2 protein-coding genes are annotated in these 1,291 nt (G+C 33.2%); both read left to right on the top strand.

What is annotated here, in order from left to right; genetic code table 11:
• The coding region (locus HG1285_RS01115) for a HAMP domain-containing sensor histidine kinase (protein ID WP_032497185.1) at positions 1-618 on the top strand (618 nt) is incomplete at its 5' end.
• Between the two features lies 1 nt (position 619).
• A partial coding sequence (locus HG1285_RS01120; protein WP_008289473.1) for a response regulator occupies positions 620-1,291 on the top strand: 672 nt, incomplete at its 3' end.

Here is a 1,291-nt window from a genome sequence, read left to right as displayed (position 1 = left end):
ATTAAAAATCCACTGGCAGCTATTGCAGCTTCAGCTTTTGCAATTAAGAAAAGGGCGAAGACTCTTAATGATAACAGAATAATCCAGCTTTCTGAGAAAATAGAAAAAAATAGTCAAAGGGCGTCAGATATTATCACAAGATTATTAAACTATGCCAAGCCTTCTTATTACAAAATAGAAAAGGTGGATTTAAGGGAAATTCTACTCTCCGCTCTTGACCTTGCCTTGCCTGAAAATTTAAAAAGAAAAGTAAAAATCAGCAAAAGATTAAACAAAAACATCTATACCTATGGAGATGCAACTGCGCTTCAGAGAGTATTTATCAACCTGTTAATGAACTCAATAGAAGCGATGAACAATGAAGGAAAAATAGATATAAAACTCAGTAAAAATGAACATTATGCCGTTATATCTATAAAGGATTACGGTCCTGGAATTCCCGAAGATATGATAGAACATATATTTGACCCATTTTTTACCACAAAAGAAAAAGGAACAGGTCTTGGTCTTTCTGTTGTAAGTAAAATAATTAAAGACCATAGAGGAGAGATTGAAGTAAGAAGTCAGGAAAATGAAGGAACAGAATTTATTGTAAAACTACCTTTGGCAGAGGACTAATATGGAAAAGGGTAAAATTCTTCTGGTAGATGATGAAGAAGATATTCTTACTTCATTTCAGATAATATTAGAAGACGAAGGCTATTCTGTAGATACTGCAAACAGTGCTGTGGAAGGACTGGAAAAAGCAAAGCAGGAATTATATGACCTGATTATATCTGATATGCGTATGCCTGAAATGACAGGGGAGGAATTTTTAAAAAAACTCCGAACTTTTAATAAAATAACAAGTTTTATTGTAATGACAGCTTATGGCACTATACAGAATGCTGTTGAATGTATGAAGGAAGGAGCGTTTCACTATCTTACAAAACCTGTTGATTTTAATGACCCATCTGTTTGGAAATTAATACAGGAAGCTGTTGAAAAAGCCCAGATTCTTAAAGAAAATCAAAGGCTTAAAGAAGAGCTTGAAGTTGTTAAAGCCGAGGTTGATTTTATCATTACAAGAAATCCATTAATGCAAAATATAATTGAGTTTATTAAAAAGATAGCTTTGTTTGATAATACTGTTTTGATTTATGGTGAAAGTGGCGTAGGAAAAGAGCTTGTAGCAAAAGCTATTCATAAACTTAGTCCCAGAAAGGACAAGCCATTTATCCCTGTAAACTGTGCAAATATATCACCTGAGCTTATGGAAGCTGAATTTTTCGGATATAAAAAAGGTGCATTA

The sequence above is a fragment of the Hydrogenivirga sp. 128-5-R1-1 genome (genome assembly GCF_000171895.1).
This window is presented reverse-complemented; position numbering and strand designations above follow the sequence as displayed.